The sequence below is a fragment of the Paraburkholderia tuberum STM678 genome (genome assembly GCF_902833905.1).
In the GTDB taxonomy this organism is placed as follows: Bacteria; Pseudomonadota; Gammaproteobacteria; order Burkholderiales; family Burkholderiaceae; genus Paraburkholderia; species Paraburkholderia tuberum.
Window position 1 is genome coordinate 86,104 of sequence record NZ_CADFGP010000014.1, and the last position, 26,155, is coordinate 112,258.

At 62.6% G+C, this 26,155-nt stretch carries 19 protein-coding genes; 7 read left to right on the plus strand and 12 right to left on the minus strand.

From position 1 onward, the window contains the following. Positions 1-67: 67 nt before the first annotated feature. From HWY30_RS14710 to HWY30_RS14750, 9 genes are all read right to left on the minus strand, one after another. Positions 68-1,465, minus strand: a complete 1,398-nt coding sequence (locus HWY30_RS14710) for a TldD/PmbA family protein (RefSeq protein ID WP_244144913.1) — start codon at positions 1,463-1,465, stop codon at positions 68-70. Continuing rightward, positions 1,462-2,901 (minus strand): TldD/PmbA family protein, encoded by a 1,440-nt coding sequence (locus tag HWY30_RS14715; protein ID WP_090800834.1) that lies wholly within the window; start codon positions 2,899-2,901, stop codon positions 1,462-1,464. Before HWY30_RS14715 ends, HWY30_RS14710 begins: the two co-directional genes overlap by 4 nt. Beyond that, positions 2,898-4,544: an ABC transporter ATP-binding protein gene (locus HWY30_RS14720; RefSeq protein ID WP_090800835.1), complete on the minus strand. Its 1,647-nt coding sequence runs from the start codon at positions 4,542-4,544 to the stop codon at positions 2,898-2,900. Before HWY30_RS14720 ends, HWY30_RS14715 begins: the two co-directional genes overlap by 4 nt. Further along, complete coding sequence (locus HWY30_RS14725; RefSeq protein ID WP_090800836.1) at positions 4,544-5,656, minus strand: ABC transporter permease; 1,113 nt, start codon at positions 5,654-5,656, stop codon at positions 4,544-4,546. The genes HWY30_RS14720 and HWY30_RS14725 overlap by 1 nt, the downstream gene beginning before the upstream one ends. Beyond that, a complete protein-coding gene (locus HWY30_RS14730) occupies positions 5,610-6,662 on the minus strand; it encodes a microcin C ABC transporter permease YejB (protein WP_090800838.1) in 1,053 nt (350 codons plus the stop codon). Before HWY30_RS14730 ends, HWY30_RS14725 begins: the two co-directional genes overlap by 47 nt. A 7-nt stretch (positions 6,663-6,669) precedes the next feature. After that, on the minus strand, positions 6,670-8,568 hold the full coding sequence (locus HWY30_RS14735; protein ID WP_090805374.1) for an extracellular solute-binding protein: 1,899 nt from the start codon (positions 8,566-8,568) through the stop codon (positions 6,670-6,672). Between the two features lie 175 nt (positions 8,569-8,743). After that, positions 8,744-9,493 (minus strand): energy transducer TonB, encoded by a 750-nt coding sequence (locus HWY30_RS14740; protein WP_090800840.1) that lies wholly within the window; start codon positions 9,491-9,493, stop codon positions 8,744-8,746. Then, positions 9,490-9,909: an ExbD/TolR family protein gene (locus tag HWY30_RS14745; protein WP_090800842.1), complete on the minus strand. Its 420-nt coding sequence runs from the start codon at positions 9,907-9,909 to the stop codon at positions 9,490-9,492. Before HWY30_RS14745 ends, HWY30_RS14740 begins: the two co-directional genes overlap by 4 nt. 24 nt (positions 9,910-9,933) lie before the next feature. Next, on the minus strand, positions 9,934-10,545 hold the full coding sequence (locus HWY30_RS14750; protein WP_090800844.1) for a MotA/TolQ/ExbB proton channel family protein: 612 nt from the start codon (positions 10,543-10,545) through the stop codon (positions 9,934-9,936). Positions 10,546-11,619: 1,074 nt separating this feature from the next. Between HWY30_RS14750 and HWY30_RS14755 the strand changes: the two genes are divergently transcribed. The 7 genes from HWY30_RS14755 to xth all read left to right on the plus strand — a co-directional run bounded on the left by HWY30_RS14755 (position 11,620) and on the right by xth (position 21,091). Continuing rightward, complete coding sequence (locus tag HWY30_RS14755) at positions 11,620-14,310, plus strand: TonB-dependent receptor plug domain-containing protein (RefSeq protein WP_090800846.1); 2,691 nt, start codon at positions 11,620-11,622, stop codon at positions 14,308-14,310. Positions 14,311-14,440: 130 nt separating this feature from the next. Further along, positions 14,441-16,057: a peptide ABC transporter substrate-binding protein gene (locus tag HWY30_RS14760; RefSeq protein WP_090800847.1), complete on the plus strand. Its 1,617-nt coding sequence runs from the start codon at positions 14,441-14,443 to the stop codon at positions 16,055-16,057. Positions 16,058-16,073: 16 nt separating this feature from the next. Further along, on the plus strand, positions 16,074-17,009 hold the full coding sequence (locus tag HWY30_RS14765; RefSeq protein WP_018417493.1) for an ABC transporter permease subunit: 936 nt from the start codon (positions 16,074-16,076) through the stop codon (positions 17,007-17,009). 1 nt (position 17,010) lies between these two features. After that, on the plus strand, positions 17,011-17,961 hold the full coding sequence (locus tag HWY30_RS14770; RefSeq protein WP_341809933.1) for an ABC transporter permease: 951 nt from the start codon (positions 17,011-17,013) through the stop codon (positions 17,959-17,961). A 1-nt stretch (position 17,962) separates the two neighbouring features. Beyond that, positions 17,963-18,964: an ABC transporter ATP-binding protein gene (locus tag HWY30_RS14775; RefSeq protein WP_090800849.1), complete on the plus strand. Its 1,002-nt coding sequence runs from the start codon at positions 17,963-17,965 to the stop codon at positions 18,962-18,964. Then, positions 18,961-19,980, plus strand: coding sequence for an ABC transporter ATP-binding protein (locus HWY30_RS14780; protein ID WP_090800851.1), 1,020 nt, complete (start codon positions 18,961-18,963; stop codon positions 19,978-19,980). Before HWY30_RS14775 ends, HWY30_RS14780 begins: the two co-directional genes overlap by 4 nt. Positions 19,981-20,314: 334 nt before the next feature. Next, positions 20,315-21,091, plus strand: coding sequence for an exodeoxyribonuclease III (xth, locus tag HWY30_RS14785; protein WP_090800854.1), 777 nt, complete (start codon positions 20,315-20,317; stop codon positions 21,089-21,091). 51 nt (positions 21,092-21,142) lie between these two features. Here xth and HWY30_RS14790 read toward each other — a convergent pair whose 3' ends face one another. The 3 genes from HWY30_RS14790 to glnL all read right to left on the minus strand — a co-directional run bounded on the left by HWY30_RS14790 (position 21,143) and on the right by glnL (position 26,118). Then, positions 21,143-23,260 (minus strand): prolyl oligopeptidase family serine peptidase, encoded by a 2,118-nt coding sequence (locus HWY30_RS14790; RefSeq protein ID WP_090800856.1) that lies wholly within the window; start codon positions 23,258-23,260, stop codon positions 21,143-21,145. 140 nt (positions 23,261-23,400) lie between these two features. After that, a complete protein-coding gene (ntrC, locus tag HWY30_RS14795) occupies positions 23,401-24,939 on the minus strand; it encodes a nitrogen regulation protein NR(I) (protein ID WP_090800858.1) in 1,539 nt (512 codons plus the stop codon). A gap of 36 nt (positions 24,940-24,975) precedes the next feature. Further along, positions 24,976-26,118 (minus strand): nitrogen regulation protein NR(II), encoded by a 1,143-nt coding sequence (gene glnL, locus HWY30_RS14800; protein ID WP_090800860.1) that lies wholly within the window; start codon positions 26,116-26,118, stop codon positions 24,976-24,978. Positions 26,119-26,155 lie beyond the last annotated feature (37 nt).

Consider the following 26,155-nt stretch of genomic DNA (forward strand, 5'->3'; position numbering starts at 1 on the left):
CGTGCTCTCAAATATTGTCGTTGGTTCTGTCATTGTTATGGCCTTCAATCTGTCATCGGAAACTCGCTCACAGCGTCAGTTCGAACGAGCGTGCCAGCAAGCCGGGTAGTTTCCAGCCGCCGGTCTGCCGCTCGCCCTCCGTTCCATCGTTCAGCAGCAGTTCCGGCTGGGCGTCGAGACGTTCGAGTTCGCTCGACAGCAAACGGTACAGGCTGTCGTCGAAACGCATCGCGTCGACCGGCGCGACGATCTGGCCGCGTTCGACCCAGAACGTCGCGAAACGCGTCATGCCGGTCAACCGGCAATTCATCCGGTCAGAAAAATTCACGTACCAGAGATTGCCGACATACAGCCCGGTATCGAGTGCGGCAAGGATATCGGCGGCGTCGAGATCGCCGCCAGCCATCGCCAGCGACTCGGGCGTTTCGCTGGCGAGCGCGCCGTTCGGCGTCAATCCGTATTCGCGCGCGCTACGGGCGTTGGTCAGTTGCCCGGCGTTGCGGCCGTCGTGAATCAACGGCACGCTGTCGCGCTGATAACCGTCTTCGTTGAAGCGCGGCGTGATATTCAGGCTCAGGTCTTCGGTCATCGACACGCGCGGATCGAGCGCGACTTCGCCGCTGTGCAGCCGGTAAAACGGGCTGCGCGCGGTGGCGTTCGCGCGCGCGGAAAACCCGCCCCACGACGCCGTGCCGACCAGTTCCAGCATCGCCGCCGGCGCCAAATACGTGCGATACCGCCCCGGCGACAACGCGCGCGGCGTGTGTCCAAGCACCGGCAAACGTGCGGCGGCCTGTTCTACCTTCGCGGCGAACACGCTGTCGTCCCAGTGGTCGCCGGTGTACGTGCTTTTGATCGCACGGCCGCTCGGGTCGTACAACGACCAGCTAAAGCTGAAGTTGCTGACTTCGTACCAGCCGCGACTGCCGCCCGACGACGAGAAGCCGCGCACCATCGAGCCACCTGCATAGAAGCCGACGAAATCGAGTCCGCGCGCGCTTTCGGTGGCGATCCGCAACAGTGCGTCGGGCGCGGGCAGCTTGCCGCTGCGGCGCGTCGATTGGGTCCATTGGGTGGCGTCGTACAACAGATGGGGGTCGTCGGGCGCATCGCGCAAGCCGTCGCGCAACGTATTCAGCGCATCGGCGATATCGCGCAGGTCCGTCGCTGGATCGCCGCATACCGTGAAGCTCGAATACGCCTGCCTGGCGCCGTCGATCAGGCGGACGGTCAGTTTGCCTTGCGACACCTGGCCGATCTGCCGAACCTTGCCACCGTTGAAGCGGATAAAGTCGGATCGCTCCGCCGACAGCCGCGTCAACGCCACTTCGTCGCCGCTGAGCAACGTGTCGATCGCATCGGCAAGCAGCGCGAAATGCGCGTGCCAATCCGGCGACTGCGCGTTCGAGGCGAAATCGAAGCCGCTCGATGCATTGACTGCATTGACTGCATTGGTTGTAGTCATCGCGCGCCTCCGAATACATCGACATGCGTGAACACGCACGGCGGCGACGCATGGCCGACGCGCACCACCTGCGTCGGTTCGCCTTTGCCGCACATCGACGTGCCGAACACTTCGCGCGTGCCGGCATTGCCGACCGCGCTCAGACTGCGCCAGAAATTCGCGGATATGCCGCGGTAATTCGGTTGCCTGACGATTTGCGTAAGCTTGCCGTTTTCGATCAACTGGCCGAACTCGCAGCCGAATTGAAACTTGTTGCGGTGATCGTCGATCGACCACGACGTATTGGTGCGCATCAGGATGCCGTGTTCGATGCCGGAAATCATTTCGCCCAGCGTGCTGGTTCCCGGTTCGATATTCAGGTTCGCCATCCGGTCGATCGGCGCGCGATTCCAGCTCGACGCACGCGAATTCGCGACGCCCGCCATCTTTGCGCGCTGTTGCGACAGCGCGCCACCGAGCGGACGTTCGAGCACGCCATCGCGAATCAGATACTGTTTGCGCGCTTCAGTGCCGTCGTCGTCGAATGCGTACGACGCGGCTTCTTCGCGCAACGACGGATCGAATGTCACGTTGAGCAGTTCCGAGCCGTAACGGTAAGTGCCGAACATCTCCGGCTTCACGAAACTCCATCCGGCGAAGTTGCGTTCGTCGCCGAGAATCCGGTCGAGTTCGAGCGGATGCCCGATTGATTCGTGAATCTGCAACATCATCTGATCGGGCATCAGCAGCAGGTCGCGCGGACCAGCCGGACAGTTCGGCGCGGCCAGCAAGGTCAGCGCGTCGGTGGCGAGCCGCACGCCTGCGCCGTCGAACGCGTAGCGGTCCAGCACTTCGACGCCGCCTTGCGCGAGCGTGCCGTAATTGCCGCCGAGCGTGCGCACCTGCGTGTCGCCGTTCGCGTGCGCCGCGACGCTCATTTCCGGCATCACGAGGCAAAAGCGCTGGTCGATTCGCGCGCCGTCGCTGGTCAGATAAACCTGTTCGGTGCGCGTGATCTGCACGGATGCCGTGCGCTCGACGATCCGGTCGTCGATTTTCGCGGCGGCGCATTCGTGCGCGAGACGCGCGAGCCATTCGCCGCGCGTCGGCAGCGGCTGGTCGGCATTGGGCGAGACATACGCGCCGCTGAGCGCTTCGCGCGACACCGCGCGATGGTCGATCAGCGATGCGCCGGCGCTCGCCAGCGCACGTTGCGTCGCGATATCGAGCGCAGCCTGCAAGCCCGCGATGGACAGATCCGTGCTTGCCGCATAGCCTGCGCCCGCGCCGGCCCACGCGGTCAGCATGGCGCCGCGTTCGCGCTGCGTGCGCAGCGGCTGCGCGACGTCGTTGCGCACTTCGTGGTCGTCGATCTGTTCATCGACAATCCGTAAGGACCAGAACGCCGCATTGCTCTTCAACGCACGGGCGGCCTGCGTCCAGCGCGATTCACTCATTGCAGCACCTCGGGTTCGTCGTGCTCCGGCGCAATCATCGACGCGGCGAGCAACGACTGCGTATAAGGATGTGACGGCGCATGCAGCACATCGAGCGTGTCTCCCGCCTCGACCACGCGGCCGTTCTTCATCACGATCACGCGATGCGCCATCGCACGCATCACCGCCAGATCATGGGTGATCAATAGATAGCTTAACCGGTACTTCTTCTGCAAGCCCGCCAACAACTTAAGCACCTGTTGCTGGATCGACACATCGAGCGCGCTGGTCGGCTCGTCGAGAATCAGCACTTCCGGTTCGACCGCCAACGCACGCGCGATCGCTATGCGCTGCCGCTGCCCGCCGGAAAACTCGTGCGGATAGCGCAGCATCGATTCGTGCGGCATGCCCACTTCTTCGAGCATCGTCCCCACCCGCGCGCGGCGCGTGCGCGCGTCGATTTCCGGCCGGTGCACCTCGATCCATTCCCCGACGATCTGCTCGACCGTCATACGCGGCGATAGCGACCCGAACGGGTCCTGAAACACCACCTGCATCCGCGAGTACAACGCGCGGCGCGAGTTCGCGCCACGCAAAGCCGACAACGGCGCGCCGTCGATATGGATATGACCGGCGGCGGGCCGTTGCAGACCGAGCAGCGTCGCCGCCAGCGTCGATTTTCCGGAGCCCGATTCGCCGACCACGCCGAGCGTCTCACCGCGACGCAGCGTCAGATCGACGTCGTGCACTGCGCGAAAGGTCGAACCGCTGAACAGCGAGCGCCAGCCTTTCGCGGCCGTCCGGTAATCGACCGCGAGGCCTTGCACCTCGAGCACCCGACGCGCGTGCGGTTCGATCGGCCCGATCTCGCGATGCGGTTCGCTGTCGAGCAATCGCTGCGTGTAAGGATGCTGCGGCGCTGCGAACAGCGCCTGGGTCGTATTGGTTTCGACCAGCACACCCTTTTCCATTACCGCCACGCGTTGGGCGAAGCGGCGCACGAGATTCAGGTCGTGCGTGATCAGCAGCACCGCCATGCCGCGATCGGCGGCTTCCTGTTCCTGCAACTCGATCAGCAGATCGACGATCTGCTGACGCACGGTGACGTCGAGCGCGGTAGTGGGTTCGTCGGCGAGCAGCAGGCGCGGACGGCACGCGAGCGCCATCGCGATCATCGCGCGCTGGCGTTGTCCGCCGGATAGTTGATGCGGGTAGCTGTCGATCCGCCGTTCCGGCTCGGGAATGCCGGTACGGCGCAGCAGTTCGATGCCGCGGGCGCGCGCCGCGTTCGACCGCAAACCCTCGTGCAAACGCAGGCTTTCGGCGATCTGCTGACCGATCGTGAACAGCGGATTGAGCGCGGTCATCGGCTCCTGAAACACCATCGCGACGTCGGCGCCGCGAATCCCGCGCATCTGCTGCTCGGTTTTCTGTAATAGATCGACGCCGTCGAGACGGATCTGGCCGCTGGTCTGCGCATGTTCGACGAGGCGCAGGATGGACAGTGCCGTGACGCTCTTGCCTGAACCGGATTCGCCGACCAGCGCAACCCGCTCGCCGCGCCCGATCGTCAGATTCAGTTCGCGAACCGCGACCTTGTCGCCGAAACGGATCGAGAACGTGTCGATTTCCAGCAAAGGCTTGTGCAACGTCGCGTCGCTCATCACTTCCTCCCGCCGAACGCCGACCCGCGTGAACGGGCGTCGAGCGCATTGCGCAACGCGTCGCCCATGAACGTCAGCAGCAACAACGTGATCACCAGCGCGGCAAACGCAGATACCGAAATCCACCATGCGTCGAGGTTGTTCTTGCCCTCCTGAAGCAGTTCGCCCAGGCTCGGCGTGGGCGGTGCGACACCCAGCCCCAGAAAGTCCAGACTCGTCAGCGACAGAATCGCGGCGCTCATCCGGAACGGCAGGAAGGTGATCACCGGCGTCATGCTGTTCGGCAGCAGATGACGCCAGATGATCTGCCAGTTGCTCAAACCCATCGTGCGCGCGGCGCGAACGTAATCGAGCGAACGGTTGCGCAGGAATTCGGCGCGCACATAGTCGGACAACACCAGCCAGCCGAACATCGACAGCAGGATAAACAGCAGCCACAAACTCGGCTCGAAGATCGACGCGAAGATGATCAGCAGATACAGGTCCGGCATCGAACTCCATACTTCGATCAGGCGCTGCCCGATCAGGTCGGTGCGGCCGCCGTAAAAGCCTTGCAACGCACCCGCCAGCACGCCCAGCACGATACCCGACACCGTCAGCGCAAGCGCCATCAACACCGACAGCCTGAAGCCGTACAGCAATCGCGACAGCACGTCGCGGCCGTATTGATCGGTGCCGAGCCAGTTGGTCGCGGACGGCGACGCCGGAAACGGCCGCGTCGCGAAGTAATCGATCGTGTCGTAGTGGTAGTGATTCGGCGGGTAGATCGCGAAGTTGCCTTTCTCCGTCAACTGCTTGCGGATAAACGGATCGAGATAGTTCGCGCGGGTCGGAAAATCGCCGCCGAACATCGTTTCCGGATAGTCCTTCACGATCGGAAAATAGTCATGGCCGTCGTAACGGACCATCAGCGGCCGGTCATTCGCGAGCACTTCGCCGAGCAGGCTCAGCACGAACAGCGTCGCGAACACGATCAGGCTCCAGTAACCGAGCTTCTGCCGGCGGAAACGCTGCCATACGCGTCGCCCAGGCGACACGGACACCGGCAACGCGCCGGGCGGCAGCTTATCGGTCCAGGCTGTTGAACTGGATGCGGGGGTCGACGAGGACATAGCAGACGTCAGCAATGAGTTTGGTCACGAGACCAATCAGCGTGAACAGGAACAGCGAACCCAGCACGACCGGATAGTCGCGGCGGATCACCGAGTCATAAGACAGTTGGCCCATGCCGTCGAGCGAAAACAGCGTTTCGATCAGCAGGTTGCCGTTCAGGAAGGCGCCGATAAACGCGGCGGGCAGTCCGGTCAGCAGCGGAATCGCGGCGTTGCGCAATACGTGCTTCCACAGCACGTCACGCTTGGGCGCGCCTTTCGCCCGCGCGGTCAGCACGTATTGACGACCAATCTCTTCGAGAAACGTATTCTTGGTCAGGATCGTGACGATCGCGAAGTTGCCAACCACCGACGCCGTCACCGGCAACACGATGTGCCATAGATAATCGAGCACCTTGCCGAACGCGCTGAGTTCGTCGAAGTTATCGGACGTGAGGCCGCGCATCGGGAAGACCTGCCAGAACGTCCCGCCGCCAAACAGCATCAGCAGCAGCACGCCGAACACGAAGCCCGGAATCGCGTAGCCGGTCAGCACCATCACGCTGGTGGCGGTATCGAAGCGCGAGCCGTTGCGCACCGCTTTCGCGATCCCGAGCGGCACCGACACGATGTAGGTCAGCACGACCGTCCATAACCCGAGCGTGATCGACACGGGCAGTTTCGAGCGGATCACCGCCCATACGCTCTGATGGTGATAGTAGGACTGGCCGAGATCGAAACGCGCGTAGTCCCTCAGCATCTTCAGATAGCGCGTCAGCGGCGGTTTGTCGAAGCCGAACTGCTTCTTGATCTGCTCGATCTGCTGCGGATCGACGCCCTGGCTGCCGTGATACGCGCTGCCGCCGCCTCCGCCTTCGCCGCCGCGCTGCTGGCCGTGACGCAACTGCGTCATCATCTGTTCGACCGGGCCGCCCGGCACGAACTGCGTCACGAAGAAAGTCAGCGTAACGACGCCGATCAGCGTCGGGATCATCAGCAGCAGACGTTTGATGATGTAGATAAACATAAGCCCCTCACTTCGCAGCGGCGGTGTTGGCCGCAGCGGACGGCGTCTTGCGATACCAGTAGCTGACGATCCAGTCCTCGCCCTGGAAACTGACCGGCGTCACCGACGGGTAGCCGAGGGCGCTTTTGTACGCGATCCGCGTGTCCGGCGCGAAATATTCGGGCACCAGGTAATAGCCGTTGATCAGCACGCGGTCGAGCGCATGGGTCGCGGTTTCGAGTTCGTTCAGCGTGCTCGCGTGGATCACCGCGCGCACCAGCGCATCGACCGCCGGCGACCTCACGCCCGGATAGTTCTCCGAGCCGACCTGCGATGCCGATGCGCTGCTGAAACGACGCTCCAGTTCTGAACCTGGAATCGTCACGCGCAGATAGATGAACGTCGTCATATCGAACTCGAAGTTGTCGATCCGCTTCTGATACAACGCACTATCGATCTCGCGCATATGCGCATCGATGCCGAGCAGTTGCAGGTTGCGCATATACGCCAGCAGTACGCGATCCATGCCAGGCTGATCGTCGATGATTTCGATCGACATCGGGTCGCCGTGCGCGTCGCGCAACTGGCCGTCGCGCACCGTCCAACCCGCTTCGGCGAGCAGGCCGCGCGCTTCGCGCAGGTTCTCGCGCAACGTGTGCGGCGCAATCGTGTCGGCCTGCCTGACCATTGGACCGAACACGGCCGCCGGCAAACTCGCGCGATACGGGTCGAGCAGCTCGAGTTCGGCATCGGTGGGCACGCCTTGCGCGGCGAACGGGCTATCGTCGAAGTAGCTGTTGGTGCGCCGGTACTGGCCGTAGAAGGTCATCCGGTTCAGCCAGTCGTAGTCGAACGCGAGTGCAAGGGCATGCCGCACCCGCACATCCGAAAACATAGGCCTGCGCGTGTTGAACATCAGCCCCTGCATCTGCGCGCCGTGATCCGGAAAGAGTTTGCGCTGCAACGCGCCGTTATCGAAGTTCTTGCCGATATAACGGCGCGCCCATTGCATCGAACTGTATTCGACCATCACGTCGGTATCGAGCGCTTTCAGCGATTCGAGCTGCGTGTAATGATCGTGATAGAGCTTGAACGCGACGCGCGCGAAATGGTACATGCCGCGCCGCGACGGCAAATCGGCGGCCCAGTAAGCCGGATTGCGACGGTAGACGATCTGCGTGTCGTTCTTGCGCTGCTCGATCAGATACGGGCCGCTCGACACCGGCGGCACGTTGGTCAACTGATCGAATGCGATGCGCGTGCCGTTGGCTTGCATTGCCCACTTGCGCGAGAAAACCGGCAGGTCGCCTGCGATCAACGGCGCGTCGCGTTCCACGTGCCTGAAGTCGAAGCGCACCCGCGAAGGGTCGAGCACCGTGGCGCGGCTGATCACCGCGAACTGCGAGTTGAACAGCGGCGATGCCTGCGGGCTGGTCAGCGTATCGAACGAATACTTGACGTCGTCGGCGGTAATCGGATCGCCGTTCGAAAAGCGCGCTCGCGGGTCGATATGAAACACCGCTGATTTGCCATCCGGCGCCACCTCGACGTCGTCGGCGATCAATGCGTATTCCGACGCGAGTTCGTCCCAGCTGCGCTGCATCAGCGTATCGAACATCAGATGCAGGATGTCCGGCGCCGGCGCACCGCGCGTCAGGAACGGATTCAGCGAATCGTAGCTTTGCGCTTCGTCGTAGTTCTGGAAAACCAGCGTGCCATCGGTCGGCGCATTCGGGTCCGCGTAATCGAAATGCGTGAACCCGGATGGATACTTCGGCGCGTCGTACTGCGCGATCGACGCCCTCGCGAACACGGGCGCGGTCGTCAACGGCACGACCAGCAGCCCCGCGACGAGCGTCACCGCAACCCGCGCCGCGAGCATCTTAACGACGTGCGCGCGCGGGCTTCGAAACCTGTCGGTTGTCATCATGCGTGTCTGGACGCAATCGGCTCGTAGCCGATGCGCGATGCTTCGAAACCGCGCGGGCGGCGGCGGGTAGCCACCGCTCGCGCGGTTCCGGGTTGAAGGCCGGATGGGTAAATTGCGAAGGCCGGAAGTTCGCGTCGAAGCTGAGCTTATTCGTCGTCGTTACTCGTCGTGGTTACTCGTCGTCGGACGGTGTGGTCTTGAACGAGAACTGAACTTCGCCAACATACGGCTCGGCATTCTTCTCGCACTTGTACGCCTTGCCTGCGGCAATCACGGCTTCGTTGAACACCGACGTCGGCGGCGTGACGCGCATGATCTTCACGTCGCTGACCTTGCCGTCCGTACCGATCGTCAGATGCGCGATCACGTCCGCCGAAATACCGTCCGTCAATGCCTTGCGCGGAATCACCGGCTGCACCGACTGGCAATGACCGCGGCCGTCCACCACGCCATGCAGCGCGGGCGGCGCCGGCGCCGGCGGCGCGGCCGGTGCCGGAGCGGGTGCCGGCGCAGGCGTCGGCGAGGCGATCGCCGGAGCGTTCGGAGCCGGATTCGCCGTGGGCTGGATCACCGGCTGCGGCGTCGGTCGCGGCGGCGGCGGCGTCGGGGTCGGCTTCGGTATTTCGTGCTTCGGCTGCGCTTTGGGCGGCGCCGGCGGCGGCTCCAGCTTCTTGACCTCGGGCGGCGGCGGTGGCGGAGGCGGCGGCGCAATCTGCACGCGCATCTCCTTCGGCGGCGGAGGCGGCGGCGGCTGGAACTTCATGTGCGACACGCCCAGAATCACCAGCGCCTCGACCAGCACCGCAACGCCGATCGCCAGCTTCATGGGCATGCGACCGTGATGCGCCGGCGTCGTCGATGCCCAGAGTGCACCGTCCAGGCGGTTTTGCGGATCTTTCATGTCGATGGCCGGTGAACTCATGTCGTCGGGTTCGTGGCCAATGCAACCGAACTGATGCCCGCCGCGCGCACCAGGTCCATCACCTTGACGATATTCTTGTAGCTCGTGCCTTCGTCGCCGGCAATCGCGACATCTACTTTCTTCGAGTCGTGAACCAGACCTTGCAGACGCGCGGTCAGTTCGTCGGGCGTCACGGGCTTCGAATCCAGATAGATTTCATCCGTCTTCGTCACGCCGATCGATAGCTTGACGGTCTGCTGCAACTGCTCGGCGGTGCTCGATTGCGGCAGGTCGAGCTTGATGCCTGTGCCCTGGATCATCTTCAGCGTCGCGAGCATGAAGAACACCAGCAGGAACATCATGATGTCGATCATGGGGATGATCTCGATGCGCGCTTTCTCTTCACCGCCGAGGTAATGGCTGCGATGGTTTCGCATGGTCCGTCTCCTTGAGTGCGGGCGTCAGACTGCGAAGCGCGATACGAGCAGCGACTTGATGAGGTCGAACTGGTTGACCGTCATCCGGATACGCTTGTTGAAGTAGTTCAGGAAGATCACGCAGATGATCGCGATGGTCAGCCCGCATGCGGTGGCCGTCAGCGCGTGACCGATGCCGCCCGTCACGCCGTTCGGGTTCGCGGTGCCGCTGGTGCCGAGCACGTTGAACGATTCGACCATGCCGATGATCGTGCCAAGCAGACCCAGCAACGGGCCGAGCGTCACGGCCGTGTCGAGAATCCACAGGTTACGGTCGAGACGCGGCAACTGGAACATGATCGTTTCCTCGATCTCGCGTTCGACCACAGCTTCGCTCTTGCCCTTCACTTTCATCGCCGACTTCACGAGTTCGCCTTGCACGGTCTGCTTGTAGTGCTCGGCCACTTTGGCGGCATCTTCGGGATTGGCTGCATCGACGAGTTTCAGGTCATGTTCGAGGGTCTTGCCGGCACGCACGGCACGCGAGAAGAACATGAATCGTTCGATGATGATCGCGATGCCGAGCAGGAAGATGAATGCGAGGAGAGGGATCAGACCCATCGACTGGATCGAGTAGTTAATGAGGGTATTCAGCACTGCGGACTCCGGTTAGTACAGGCTCAAGCGGCCGTTGAATAACGGTAGGTTTCGAGATGCCGGCTGCCTTGTGAGTCGCCGGCTAAAGGCCCGCCACCTATGCAAAGCCCGTACCAGGTCAGGCGACTGGTTTCTCCGTAACGAGCGTCGCCAGTCCTTTACACGGGACGCTTTGCCTTTTATTTCATGGACTTGCCGAGCGCGACAAAGATCTCGCATGCCCGCGGCTTGCGTGGCGCCCGCGCACGCATATAGCAAAATAAATTGGTTTTTGTAATTGGAGTAAGTCCGCTTTCCAAGACTTATTCTGCCAAAGCCTTTAATTTCATATTGCATAAATGGTGCGAAAAGTCGCACTTGAAGCGTTTTGGTGCAATCTCAGAATACCTATAGACAATTTCATTACATCTACCTTTCATATTACTTTCCATTTAGTATGATAATAGGCACCAATTGAAGACCAGCTACCAGCCATAAATGCCTACACGTAGCGCGAAGCAACCTTACAGAATCCATTTCTTACATTTATTACTGTTCATTTCAACGGTAGATTAATCGCCCCGAATTAGTGAATTTAATCGTAATGGACCATTCGTTATTTAATGCACCAATTCTGTAATTAAGCATTCTTACGGTGCGTAAGCTGCACCAAATCGTAATTAAAATAAGCCGCCTAACTTTATTTTTTTCTAATGGAAACTTTCCTGCGTTCTGTTACGCGCGAGGAATGCTTTATTTCCAGGCACTACCCGCGCGACACAATTTTTCGTAGCTCTGAATTCCTAAGCAAATCAATCGCTTCGATGCATTTGCGGAGGCCGCTCAAGGCCTTTCCGACGGTCCGCGACCTCACACATGGCATATCTCGTGCTCTTGCTGCGCTCGCTTCAAGACCAAGGCGCGCGTCCGACACGATCGGCGACGCACCCTGGACGGGATGTGCGGGACGGCGCGGGGATGCGCCGGACAGCGAAGAACTCGCTGACGTCAACGCACTGCAGCGCACGCGCAACTCGCGCCCGCGTTTGCGTGATCGTTCAACGGAAGTGGCCTTAACAACAAGAAGGAGCGCAAGTGAAACAGAAGCGATTGGCCTCAGCCATCAAAAGAATCATCGGAGCCGAGCTGGTGTTGACAGCGGCGTTCGTCCCGCTGGCACACGCACAAAGCCAACCTGATACAGCGGCCGTTCCGACGGCCGCAAGCACGCCAGCGGCGACTCCCCCCGCCGTCAGCAAGCTCGAAAAAGTAGAAGTCACCGGTTCGCTGATCCGCACATCGGACAAGACCGGCAACGTCGAAGTCCAGACCGTTACGGCAAGGGAAATCCAGCAAAGCGGCTACACGACCGTGGCCGACTTCCTGCGCGGCATGTCTGCCAACTCCGCGTCCAGTTGGGGTTCCACCACGATGAACGGCACGGCGCCGGGCGGCTCGGGGATCGCATTGCGCGGTCTGTCCGAGAAGTACACGCTGGTGCTGGTCGACGGCCAACGCGTCGCGAACTACGCACAGGCGGTGAACTTCACCGACACGTTCTTCGACGTCAACACGATCCCGCTGAACATCGTCGATCACATCGAAATCGTGAAGACGGGCGCCGTGTCCGCATACGGTTCCGACGCGATTGCCGGCGTGGTCAACATCATCACGAAGAAGAACTTCCAGGGTCTTCAGATCGACGGGCAGCTCGGCAAGGCACAGCATCCGGGTAACGCTCAGGGCAACTTCAGCGTGCTCGGCGGCTTCGGCGACCTGAACTCGGATCGTTTCAACGTGACGGCAGCCGCCAGCTATTATCGCGATTCCGGTTCGACGCTCGACCAGCGCGACATGACCAAAAACGAAGACTTCAGCCAGTACCCAGGCGGGTCGGCTGGTCCTCTGGGTCCGAATCAGCAGTCATTCTGGCAACTGCCCGACGGCTCGACCGCCGCGTTGAGCCCATGCCCTCCGGGCAGCACTAACGCGGCGGGCGCATCGTGCGTGTACAAGAACGCGAACACGTACTCGCTGATTCCACAGACGACGCGTCTGAACGCGAAGGTGCGTGGCACCTTCAAGATCAACGACGACATACAGGCTTACGCCGACCTGTGGGCGAGCCGCAACGAGACGGTCCAGTACTTCGGCAGCCCGGCCATCAGCAGCGTGTCGAACGTGTTCAATCCAGTGACCGGCTCGGTGTCGCAACTCGACCGCACGGTGTCGGCGCTGAATCCGTACAACCCGTACGGTGTCGATACGCCGATCAACCTGACCTTCCCGGGCATTGCGCAGCGCGCAGACACGGTATCGACGTTCTGGAAGGCCTCGACGGGCGTGAAAGGTTCGTTCACCACGCCGAAGGCCGGCGACTGGGACTGGTCGGTGGACTATGGTCATTCGCAGAGCACGGTCGACACGACGTACTCGAACATGATCAACACGGCCGCGCTTGAAAACCTCCTCGACCCGAACGGCGGCTACAACTTCGCGAACCCGGCATCGACGCCGAACGGTCTGAACGGCTTGTTCCAGAACGACTACCAGCAGGCGATCTCGAAGCTCGACAGCGTGACGGCGAAGACCTCGACCGGCAATCTGTTCAACCTGCCGGCTGGCCCGGTCGGCATCGGTTTCGGTACGGAATTCCGTCACGAAAGCTCGCTGATCAACCCGCGCACGTACTCGTCGCAAGGGATCGTCGTGCCGGCGAACGTTCAGTCCGTCGACGGCGAACGCAACATCGCGGCCGTGTATTACCAGATCGATATTCCGATCATCCACAACCTGACGTTCACGCAAGCGGGCCGCTATGACCACTATAGCGACTTCGGCGGCGCGTTCTCGCCGAACTTCGCACTGCGCTTCCAACCGGTCCAGATGCTGACGACGTACGCGTCGTACAGCCGTGGTTTCCGCGCGCCGACGCTGATCGAAAACTCGCAGGCAACCTACCTGGCTCACCAGAACCTCGTCGATCCGAACGACCCGAGCGGCGTGCCGACCAAGCACTTCACGACGGAACAGATCAACGGCAATCCGAACCTCCAACCGGAGCACACGAAGAACTACAACATCGGCTTCGAACTGTCGCCGGATACGTCGACCGATATCGGTGCAGCGTTCTACAAGATTCATATCGACGGCGTGATCGGTACCGACGATCCGAATGCCGTGCTGGATGCCAACGACCCGTCGAGGGTCGTGCGCAATCCTGACGGCACGATCCGCTACATCTCGCAACAGTTCATCAACCTCGGCTCGCTGGATACCGACGGCTTCGACATGAACTTCCGCAAGTCGGTCGGCACGAAGTACGGCACGTTCACGCTGTCGGGCGACTGGGCGTACGTGTGGCACTTCAAGCTGAACAGCCCGGGCGCTGCAACGCAGGACTTTGCGGGTAACAACCTCGCGCTGCTGCAACCGTTCGGTGCGTCGAATCCCCGCTGGAAGGGCAACACGAGCCTGACGTGGGATTACCGCAAGATGACCACGACGCTGAGCTGGCAGTACACGGGTCCGTACACCAACGCAGTGGCAGCCGAGTTCGGCGACGGTGGCACGGGTTCGGTGGCGTCGTATAGCCAGTTCAACCTGATGATGACGTATCGCGGCTTCAAGAACTGGACGATCTATGGCGGCATCCAGAACATCTTCGACAGGGAGCCGCCGTTCGACGTCGAGTGGCAATCAACGCCGGACATCACCGGCTACGACCAGTCGCTGTACACGAATCTGGGCCGCTTCTTCCAGATCGGTGCGACCTACCGCTTCTGATCGTCGCAGCGGGCTTTATCGCAGGACCGTAGGTCTCCTCTTGCCTCTTCTTCGTTGTTGAAGAGGATTGGCGGCGGTGCCTCGTGCACCGCCAGCTTTTTTGCTATTCGGATGCCACTTGAAATACGCAATGAAACCGATTCACGCCACTCGGGCGGCGTTGGCCGCGTTGGCGCTCGCCCTTCTCTCTCCCGCCCACGCCGTGACGATCCCGCCCGGCGTCACGCTCGCAGCCACCCAGGAACTGACGCGGCAAACACCCGTCGAGGCAGAATCGATCGACCCCGCGCATATCGAATCCTGGGCCGCTAATACCATCGGCCTCGACCTGTTCGAAGGCTTGACGCGAATCGCCGCCGACGGTGCGGTCGTGCCGGGCGTCGCGCAATCGTGGAGCCGCAGCGCGCCCGATACATGGATCTTCAAGCTGCGCCACAACGCGCGCTGGAGTAACGGCGAGCCGGTCACGGCCGCCGATTTCGTCTATTCATGGGAACGCGTGGTCGATCCGAAGACCGGCTCGAAATACACGATCCTGGTCGAGTTCGTGAAGAACGCGAAGGCGATTCTGGCGGGCAAGGCGCCGCTCTCCAGTCTCGGCGTGCGCGCGGTCGATCCGTACACGGTAGAGGTCAAGACCGAAGACCCGACCGCGTTCTTTCCGCAACTGACCGCAATGTCGACGATGGCGCCGGTGAACCGCGCGACGGTCGCGAAGTACGGCGACGAATGGACCCGTCCCGGCCACATGGTCAGCGACGGTGCGTATGCGTTGAGCGACTGGCAACCGGGCAACCGTCTCGTGATGGTGAAGAACGACAAGTACTGGGATGCGAGCCAGGTCGCGATCACGAAAGTCACCTATCTGCCGATCGAAAGCGACGAAACGGCAATGCGGATGTATCAGGCCGGCCAGTTCGATTACACGTATTCGATTCCGTCCGGCATCTATAACCACGTCAGCAAGCAGTTCGGCTCCGAACTGAAGACCGGGATGTTTATCGCCACCTACTACTACTCGCTGAACAACGCCGACCCGGCCTTCAGGGACAAGCGCGTGCGCGAGGCGCTGTCCATGGTGATCGACCGCAACCTGCTGACGTCTAAACTGACCGCAAGCGGCGAGTTGCCGCTGTACGGCCTGATTGCAAAAGGCACGCAAGGCGCGGCGCAATTCCAGCCCGACTGGGCCGCGTGGCCGATGGCGAAACGCATCGAAACCGCGCGAGACCTGCTGAAACAGGCGGGCTATTCCGCTGCAAAGCCGTTGACGTTCACGCTGACATTCAACACCAACGACCTGCACAAGAAGGTCGCGCTATTCACGACGTCGGAATGGCGCACCAAGCTCGGCGTCAACGTGAAGCTCGAAAACGTCGAGAACCGCGTGCTGCTGAAAATGCGCCACGACGGCAAGGTGCAGGCGTCGCGCGACGGCTGGTTCGTCGACTACAACGATGCGATGTCGTTCTTCGACCTGATCCGCTGCAACAGCGTGCAGAACGACCAGCACTACTGCAATCCGAAGGTCGATGCGTTGATCGATCAGGCGAACCAGCAGATGGACGAAGCGAAGCGTACCGCGATGCTAACGCAGGCGCACGACATCGCGATGAACGACTATCCGCTGATTCCGATGTTCCAGTACTCGGCGGTGCGGCTCGTGAAATCGTATGTGGGCGGCTATTCGCCGACCAACTACGTCGATCAGCGGCAGTCGCAGGACATGTACATCATCAAGCACTGAGCGCAAGGAGCTTGCCATGCTGGCTTATACATTGCGCCGCGCGTTATGGGCGATCCCGACGATTCTCGCCGTGATCACCGCGTGCTACCTGCTGCTGCACCTGACGCCCGGCGGCCCGTTCGATTCGGAGAAGCATCTGTCGGCGGCCGTGCTTGCCAATCTCGACGCGAAATACCACATCGATCAGCCGCTGTGGAAGCAGTATTTGCTGTACATCGACTCGCTGCTGCACGGCGATCTCGGCGCGTCGTTCCGTTACACGGACTGGTCGGTCAGCGAACTGGTGTGGAAAGCCCTACCGGTCAGCCTCGGCGTCGGCGGCATTTCGGTGCCGATCGCGCTGGTGATCGGTGTGGCGCTCGGCACGGTTGCGGCGGTGCGCCGCAATGGCGTGATCGACTACGGCGTGATGTTGCTCGGCAATCTCGGCAGTGTGGTGCCGCCATTCATCCTCGGCCCCGTGCTGGTGTGGGTCTTCGCGATCCTGATCAAGCGCGGCGAGCATGGTCTGCTGCCCGCCGGCGGTTGGGGTGACGGCGACTGGCACTACCGCGTATTGCCGATCGTACTGCTCGTGATCATCAACGTATCGACGATTGCGCGCGTGATGCGCGGCAGCATGATCGAAGTGCTGTCCGGCAATTTCATCCGGACCGCGCGCGCGAAAGGTCTGGCCGGGCGCACCATCGTCTTGCGTCATGCGCTGAAACCGGCGCTGATGCCGGTCGTATCGCTACTCGGCTCGCTGTGCATTTCGTCGATCACCGCTGCGGTCGTCACCGAATCCGTATTCGCGCTGCCCGGTCTCGGGCAACTGGTCGTGAACGGCGCGATCAATCGCGACTACACGCTGGTGCTCGGTCTGGTCGCATTGATTACGGCATTCGCGGTCCTGTTCAATCTGCTGGTCGATCTTGCTTACGCATGGCTCGATCCGCGCATCCGGTACTGACATGAAGATTCGTCGATTCAACCTGGCCGCGCGTGCGTTCGTCGCGCCGCCGGCCGATGCGGCGTCCGCAGGCGGCTGTCTGTCCGGCGGCATCGTCACGAAGGCTTCGCGCGGACCGTTCGCGATCGCCGGCATGCGTTTTTTGCGTAATCGCGCGGCATTTGCAAGTCTCGTGATCCTGCTGCTGATCGTCGTCGCATGCTTTGCGGGGCCGCTGTTTCTGCCCAACAATCCGGTCGACAGCGACTGGGGATCGATCAGTCTGCCGCCGTCTTGGCTCGGCCTGCATCTGTTCGGTACCGACGAACTCGGTCGCGACCTGCTCGCGCGCACGCTGGTGGGCGGGCGCGTATCGCTCGAAGTCGGGTTGCTCGGCACGCTGGTGTCCGGACTGATCGGCGTCGCGTGGGGCGCGACAGCCGGCTTCATGGGCGGACGCGTCGATGCCGTTATGATGCGCATCGTCGACGTGATGTACGCGATTCCGTACATGCTGATCGCGATCATGATGATGACGCTGTTCGGCCGCGCGTTCTATCTGGTCGTGCTGACCATCAGCGCGTTTTCGTGGCTCGATATGGCGCGCGTGGTGCGGGGTCAGACGCTGTCGCTGCGTTCGCGCGAATTCGTCGACGCGGCGCGTGCGACTGGCGTCAGCACCCGCGCCATCATCGCGCGGCATATCGTACCGAACCTGATCGGCGTGGTGGTGGTGTATGCCACGGTCACAGTGCCGTCGATCGTGCTGACGGAATCGGTGCTGTCGTTTCTCGGACTCGGCGTCCAGGAGCCGATGACGAGTTGGGGCGTGCTGATCGAAGACGGCGCCCAAAAACTCGAATCGATGCCGTGGCTGCTGCTCTGCCCTGCCGTCATGCTGTGCGTGACGCTTTATTGCGTGAACTTCGTCGGCGACGGTTTGCGCGACGCTCTCGACCCCAAGGATCATTGACATGGCGCTACTCGAAGTGAAGGACCTGAGTGTGCGCTTCACGCGCCGCGAAGGACCGCCGGTCGATGCGGTCCAACGCGTGTCGTTTTCGCTCGACGCGGGCAGCACGCTGGGCATCGTCGGCGAATCGGGGTCGGGCAAGAGTCAGACCGTGATGGCGCTGCTCGGTTTGCTGTCGTCGAACGGCAGCGTGTCGGGCACCGCACTGTATCGTGGCGAAGACGGCGGCGATCTGCTGAGGATGAACAACGCAGCGCTGAACAGGATTCGCGGCAACCGGATCGGCATGGTGTTTCAGGACCCGATGACGGCGCTCAATCCGTTTTTGACCATTGAACGGCAGATGACGGAATCGCTGCAATTGCACAAGAAGCTGTCGCGTCGCGAAGCGCGTCGGCGTGCCATCGAGGTGCTCGACACGGTGCGGATTCCCGATGCCGCACGCCGCATCGGCATGTATCCGCATGAGTTTTCCGGTGGTATGCGGCAGCGCGTGATGATTGCGATGGCGTTGCTGTCCGAACCGGACATTTTGATTGCCGACGAACCGACTACCGCGCTCGACGTCACCGTTCAGGCGCAAATCATCGAATTGCTGCGCGAACTGAATCGCGAGCGCGGCACGGCAATCGTCCTCATCACGCACGACATGGGCGTGGTCGCCGGTTTGTGCGATACCGTGATGGTGATGTATGCAGGGCGTACGGTCGAGCAGGCAGACGCGCGCGCGCTGTTCGCGGCGCCGACCCATCCGTACACGATCGGCCTGCTGAACGCGCTGCCGCGCATCACCGACGACGACGACCGCCCGTTGCAAACCATTCCGGGCAATCCGCCTTTGCCGGGGCAAATCGGCGCGGGTTGCGCGTTCGCACCGCGTTGTTCGTTTGCAGACGATACTTGCCGCACCACAGTGCCGTCGCTCGATGCGCGTAGCGATCTGGCGGGTGCATTGCGCGCGTGCCACCGTCCGGTTTCAGCCATTCTGGAGGCCGTTCGATGAACCAGCATTCCGCTTGCAACAGTACCGAACCGCTGCTGTCGGTGAACGAACTGAAGGTGCATTTCAGCGTGCCGCGCGGCAAATTACCGTGGTCTGGCAAGGCCACGCTGCGCGCTGTCGACGGCGTGTCGTTCGATGTACGGCGCGGCGAAACCGTCGGGCTGGTGGGTGAATCCGGCTGCGGCAAGTCCACGCTCGCGCGCGCGATCGTCGGTCTTGCGCCTGCGTCGGGCGGCAGCGTCAAGCTTCATGGCGTCGAAACCGTGCAAGGCGCGAAGCGCGATCTCGGCATCTTGCGGCGCGACGTGCAGATGATCTTTCAGGACCCGCTCGCGTCGCTCGATCCGCGCATGACGATCGAGCAGATCGTCGCGGAGCCGTTGATCACGCATCGGCCCGATGTCGCGCGCGCCGATGTGCGCGCTCGCGTGCTGAGCATCCTCGAACGCGTCGGCCTGAATGCGCAGCATCTGCGGCGCTATCCGCATGAGTTTTCGGGCGGGCAATGTCAGCGCGTCGGAATTGCACGGGCATTGATCAGCGAGCCGCAACTCGTGATCTGCGATGAACCGGTGTCCGCGCTCGACGTGTCGATTCAAGCGCAAATCGTTAATCTATTGCGCGACTTGCAACGCGAACTGTCGTTGTCGCTGCTGTTCGTCGCACACGATCTGGCCGTGGTGAAAGCAATCAGCCATCGCGTGATGGTGATGTATATGGGGCGCGTGATAGAGTTCGGCGAAAAACGCGCGCTGTACGCGGCACCTGCGCATCCCTATACCCGTGCATTGCTGTCGGCCGTACCGGTTCCCGACCCGACCGTCGAGCGCGCGCGACGGCATCTGCTGCTTCAAGGCGAGATTCCGTCGCCCTTGCAACCGCCGTCGGGATGCGCCTTCCGCACGCGCTGCCCCGCCGCGATCGACGCATGCGGCGATGCGCAACCGCAAGCGGTTTCCCAGCAAGGTGATGCACGGCGGGTTGCGTGCATCCGGGTTCCCGTTCCTACCGAATAGCGCCTGTTTCATGGGCGGGAGTTCAACAACCGGGACAGCGGCGAAAGCCCACGCTCGACCGGCCCGAGCTGATGGCCTGGTGATGGGCCAAAAGCAAAGCCCGTTCAAGTTCCCATGAACGGGCTTTGTCCGGCGGAGTGGACGGGACTCGAATCCGCGCCCCCGGCGTGACAGGCCGTATCATATAGGCTGCGAGGCCGGACTGGCATGGCGTGTGACTCCTGAGTAACGGAACACCACTCGCGGAACACCACTCGCGAAATGGTATATCGATACGTATATCACGACCACATCAAGTCAAATATTTATTGAAAATCAACAAGTTGTGCAACTGATGAAAATCGCCACCTGGAACGTCAATTCCCTCAAAGTCCGCCAGCAACACGTCATCGACTGGCTCGCGAGCAGCGGCACCGACGTGCTGTGCCTGCAGGAACTGAAGCTTCCCGACGAAAAATTTCCGCGCGCCGAACTCGAGGCGGTCGGCTATCGAAGCTGGTACGCGGGTCAGAAAACCTATAACGGTGTCGGCATTCTGGTGCGCGAAGGTTTGAACGTCGACGAAAGCAGCATCGTGCGCAACATCCCCGGTTTCGAGGACCCGCAGCAGCGCGTGATCGCGGCAACCATCGACGGCGTGCGCATCATCTCCGCGTATTTCCCCAACGGCCAGGCGCCCGGCACCGACAAGTTCGCGTACAAGCTGCGCTGGCTCGACGCGCTGCACGACTGGCTCGCAACCGAGATGACGCTGCATCCGAAGCTCGCCTTGCTCGGCGACTACAACATCGCGCCCGACGATCGCGACGTGCACGATCCGAAGGCATGGGAAGGTCAGAATCTGGTGTCGCCCGAGGAACGCGCGGCGTTCGTGCGGCTGATCGGCCTCGGTCTGCTCGACGCGTTCCGCCAGTTCGAGCAGCAGGAAAAAATCTATTCGTGGTGGGACTACCGGATGATGGCGTTCCGTCGCAACGCGGGACTGCGCATCGATCACATCCTGCTGTCGAAGGCATTGGCCGACATCTGCTCGGCGTGCGACATCGACAAGGTGCCGCGCAAGTGGGAGCAGCCGTCGGATCACGCGCCAGTGTTCGCGCAGCTGGGCTGATCCGGCATACAGCGACGAAACGAGGCAGCGCTGCCTCGCGTCCCTATTGCTTCAAGCGCCGCCCAGCACACCCCACAAGAACCCGAACACCATCGCATCATGCTCGGCCTGCTCCAACTCATCGGAGCCGCCGTGGCCGCCTTCCGTATTCTCCCGATACCACACGTGCTGCGCGCCCAGCGCCTGCATGCGCGCGGCCATTTTGCGCGCATGGCCGGGATGCACGCGATCGTCGGCGGTCGACGTCGTGAATAGCACCGGCGGATACGCGACACCCGCCGCGAGGTTGTGATACGGCGAATACGCGGCGAGCGCACGCGCTTCATCGGGTTCGTCGGGGTCGCCGTACTCGTCGATCCACGAGGCGCCCGCATGCAGCAGGTGATAGCGGCTCATATCGAGCAACGGCACCTCGCAGACGACCGCGCCGAATAGCTGCGGCCGCTGCACCATGCAGGCGGCCACGAGCAAACCGCCGTTGCTGCCGCCCTGAATGCCGAGCTGTGCGGCGCTCGTCACGCCGGTCGCGATCAGCGCCTCGGCGACCGCGATGAAATCATCGAACGCGCGCTGGCGATGCTCGCCTTGCGCCGCCGTGTGCCAGCGCGTGCCGAACTCGCCGCCGCCGCGAATATGCGCGACCACGTACACGCCGCCGCGTTCGAGCCAGCCGATGCCCTGCCCCGTCAGATAGCTCGGCAGCAGCGGAATCGCGAAGCCGCCGTAGCCGCTCAGCAGACAGGGGCGCGTCGGGCTTTCATCGCCCGGCGATAACGGCGCTTGCTTCGGCCCAATCACCGTGTAGGGTACGCGCGTGCCATCGGCCGATACCGCATGTCCGCGCGTCATTGCAACGCGCGTCGCGTCGAACTGCGTCGGCCAACGGTCGAGCAACTCCCATTCGCCGGGCTCCTCGAGCGCGAGATCGGAGAGCCAGTAGGCGGGCGGTTGCAGATAATCGTCGGTGTCGACGAACACTTCGTCGTTCAATGTCGACTCGACCGGCGACACGTCGACCTGCGCATCGCCGCGCGACGCGAACACGCGCTCACGCCACTGCCAGGTGCCGTCCTCGCGCTGCGACGGCGTCCAGATCAGCGTTTTGCCGCGCACGTCGTCGAGATACGACACGATCAGATGATGGCGCGTATGCGACCACTCGCAGGCCGAGGTCAGCGGCGTCGGCGTGAAGAGCGGCGTCACGTCGCGCTCGCCGCGCAAAAACGCGTCCTCGCGAATCGCGAGCAGCGCGCCGCCCGGATAGCGCGCGAGATTGCCGTCCCACTCGCACTCCCAATCGAGCCGCGGCTCGAGCAACAGCCAGCCCTGCCACGCCCCCACCGCGACGTGCGACGGCACTTCGTAACGATGCCAGGCGTCGCTAGCGTCGTCGAGGTAATACGTGTGCGAATCGAAAAAGTCGACGCTGCTCGTCACCGTATGCCGGCGATCGACCGGATCGTAATGCGCCTCCACGCCGATGTCGCCAAACTCGCCGCGAAACACGACGGGTGCGTCGGCGAGCGCCGTACCGCGGGTCCAGCGCCGCACGTCGCGCGGATAACCGGAGCGCGTCAGCGTCTTGCGCCCATTGTCCCAGCCGACGTACAGCGTATCGCGATCGATCCACGACACCGTGTGCTTGCCCGCCTTCGCAATCGCGAAGCCATCGTCGACGAAACGCCGCGCGTCGAGATCGAACTCGCGCACGACGAGCGCATCCGAACCGCCCGGCGACATCGTGATCAGCGCGCGGTCGCCGTCCGGATAAAGGATGTCGAGATCGACGCACACCCACGGCGTGCCGTCGGCCGCGCCGAGCGCGTCGAAGTCGAGCAGGTTCTGCCACACCGGTGCGCCGTTGCGCCATGCGGCCCACGCAGTGCGTCGCCAGATACCGCGCGGATTGCGCTCGTCCTGCCACAAATCGTAGGCCCAGTCCTTCCAGCGATCCGGAATCACCGGACGCTCGCGCGGCAGATAGGCATCGGCGAGCCGCCGTCTGAGCGCGTCGAACGACTCGCCACTGCACCACGCCACGCGGGTGCGCGCATTCTGCGCGTCGACCCATGCGAGTGCGTCAGCGTCGTACAGCTCTTCGAGCGACAGGAAAGGATCGGGGGAAAGCGGCCACTCGAACGGGGCGGGAGAAGCTGAAGAAGCTGGCATCGTCGGCTGTTGGATCGGAACAGCGTTGATTATGCCTCGTGCGCGGTGGTTGACGGTTTGCCGCGGGGCGCGATGCAACAACGACGAAGGCGGCCTGAGCCGCCCCCGCCTGCCATGCAGCATCGCTCAGAACGAGCGTGTCAAGGCTCCAGATTGAGCTCCTGAATCTTGCGCGTAATCGTATTGCGCCCGATGCCGAGCCGCTCGGCCGCCTCGACCTTGCGGCCGCGCGTGAAGTCGAGCGCCTCGCGGATCACGGCCGCTTCGAAGCGGCGCGCGAGTTCGTCCATCACGTCGGCCGCGTTTTCGCGCAGCATGCGCGCGACTTCGGTGCGCAAGCCGCCTTCCCATGCGCTCAGCGCGGTGGCGACCGACGCGCCGGCCGCCCCACCCGGATGCACGAGCGCGCCGCCGTTCGTGCCAGCGAGCGGCACGCCGCCCGCGATTCCCGCATTGGTCACCACGGTGCCATCCGTCGTCGCTCCGGCAGCGGCGCCCGCACCAAGCTCGCTCCCGGCGCCGTGCGCGGGACCGAGATCGGGCGGCAGATCCTTGGTTTCGATCGTCTGCGCGGGCGCCATCACCGTGAGCCAGTTCGCGAGGTTCTCGAGTTGCCGCACGTTGCCTGGAAACGGCAGCGACGCGAGATACGCGAGCGCCTCCTCGGACACGCGCTTCGGTTCGACGCCGAGATCGCGCGCACTCTTTTGCAGGAAATGCCGCGTCAGCAGCGGGATATCCTCGTTGCGCTCGCGCAACGCGGGCAAGCGCAGACGGATCACGTTCAGACGGTGATACAGGTCCTCGCGAAACAGTCCTTGCCGCACGCGCGATTCGAGATTCTGGTGCGTCGCCGCGATCACCCGCACATTCGCGCGCAACGGATTGTGGCCGCCTACGCGATAGAACTGCCCGTCCGACAGCACGCGCAACAAACGCGTCTGCAGATCGAACGGCATGTCGCCGATTTCGTCGAGAAACAGCGTGCCGTTCTCGGCCTGCTCGAAGCGTCCCTGGCGCATCGCCTGCGCGCCGGTGAACGCCCCGCGCTCATGACCGAACAGTTCGGACTCCAGCAAATCCTTCGGAATCGCGGCCGTGTTCAACGCGATGAAGGGGCCGTTCGCGCGTGGGCTATGTCGGTGCAGCGCGCGCGCGACCAGTTCCTTCCCGGTGCCTGATTCGCCGGTAATGAGCACGGTGGCCGCCGAATGCGACAGGCGGCCGATCGCGCGAAACATGTCCTGCATCGCTGGCGCCTGGCCGAGCATCTCGGGCGCTTCGGCGACGCGGTCGTCCCACGTCTGCTCGCCGCGCATGCTTTCGTCGACCGCGCGGCGAATCAGCTCGACGGCCTTGTCGACGTCGAACGGCTTCGCCAGATACTCGAACGCGCCGCCCTGGAATGCGGCGACCGCGCTATCGAGATCCGAGAACGCAGTCATGATGATGACCGGCAAGCCCGGCACCTTGTCGCGTACGGTTTGCAGCAGCTCCAGCCCGGAGCCGCCGGGCATGCGGATATCGGAGACCAGCACCTGCGGGCTGTCGTGATCGAGCGCGGCCGACGCTTCGCGCACGTTCGCGAAGCTGCGCGTCGCGAAGTTCTCGCGCGCCAGCGCTTTCTCGAGCACCCAGCGAATTGATTGATCGTCGTCTACTATCCAGATCGGCTTCATATAGGTCGGTCAGAAGTCTTGAGGTGCTTGTGTTATCTAGAGGTCGAGCGGCAGCAGAATCTGAAACTCGGTATGGCCCGGCCGGCTGTCCACCTCGATCAGACCTTCGTGCTGCTGCACGAAGGTCTGCGCTAGCGTGAGACCGAGACCGCTGCCGTCCTCGCGCCCCGACACGAGCGGATAGAAAATGCGGTCGCGAATCTCTTCGGGAATGCCTGGGCCGTTGTCGATGATATGCAAGTCCAATGCCAGCTTGCACAGGCGTTTTGAAATCGTTACCTTGCGCGCGATGCGCGTGCGCAATTCGATGCGCGCATCGCCCTGCGAGATCCGCTCGCGCAACGCCTCGGCCGCATTGCGCACGATGTTCAGCAGCGCCTGGATCAGCTGCTCCTTGTCGCCGCGCAGATCCGGCACGCTGACGTCGTAGTCGCGCTCGATCGTCAGGCCGCGCGGAAACTCCGCGAGAATCACCTGACGCACGCGCTCGCACACCTCGTGAACATTCACGTCGCCGACGATATGCGGATGCCGGTGCGGTTCGAGCAAGCGGTCGACCAGCGTCTGCAGACGGTCCGACTCCTTGATGATGACCTGGGTGTACTCGCGCAACTCGTCGCGCTCACGTTCGCCGAGTTCGAACTCGAGCAGTTGCGCGGCGCCGCGAATGCCGCCCAGCGGATTCTTGATTTCGTGCGCGAGATTGCGGATCAGATGCTTGTTGACGGCGGTCAGGTCGTTGATGCGCTCTTCGCGGTCGGTGCGCAGATGCCGCTCGTTCTCGAACAGTTCGAGCAACACGTAGTCCTGCGCGCTTTCCAGAAAACCGACGATCGCATGCACGTGCAGCGGCTCGTGGCCAGGACGCTCGAGCACGGCGTCCAGATGCGTCGCGTGAAAACGGTGTGCGGCGATCGAGGTGATCGTCGCGACCAGTTCGTCCGCGTTCGAGAAGATGTCTGGCCACGCCATCTGCGTGAGTTGCTTGCGAGACATCTCCAGCATCGACTCCGCCGACGGATTCGCGAACGCGACGCGCAGCGTGCGCTTCTCGAGCACCAGCAAGACGGTCGGCAGCGCCTCGAAGCCTGGCAACAGGCCAGAACTCACGAGCTGCATGTCGTCCGACAGCGTCTGTTCGTGTCCTTTCCTTGCCTTGATCAGATTCTTGAGAACCATCTTGCAGTCTGGCCGGTAGGAGATGGTGATAAATCAG